1 protein-coding gene is annotated in these 308 nt (G+C 44.5%); it reads right to left on the bottom strand.

All coding sequences use genetic code 11. The annotated features are described in order from the left end of the window. Window positions 1-112: 112 nt before the first annotated feature. Window positions 113-308, bottom strand: a 196-nt coding sequence (locus tag LKK83_RS01260) for a hypothetical protein (RefSeq protein ID WP_324628931.1), incomplete at its 5' end; no start/stop codon positions are given.

Below are 308 nucleotides of genomic sequence, written 5' to 3'. Positions count from 1 at the left end.
TAAATAACTATTCCGCTCATCGGAATAGTTTTTTTCCCATCCCGGGAATTGGGCTAAGCATAAATAACTATTCCGCTTATCGGAATAGTTTTTTTCCATCCCTGGAGTTGGACTAAGCATAAATAACTATTCCGCTCATCGGAATAGTTTTTTCCCATCCCGGGGATTGGGCTAGGGATAAATAACTATTGCGTTCATCGGTAGAGTTTTTTCCCACCGATCGCGTGGTGATGGTGAAATATAGCAGGTCTCTTTCTTGATGCGATCCGCTGCCGAATAGTCCCAACCGCGCTTGCACCTCCGAAGTA

It is taken from the genome of Phormidium sp. CCY1219 (assembly GCF_035615515.1).
Classification (GTDB): domain Bacteria; phylum Cyanobacteriota; class Cyanobacteriia; order Cyanobacteriales; family Laspinemataceae; genus CCY1219.
This window is presented reverse-complemented; position numbering and strand designations above follow the sequence as displayed.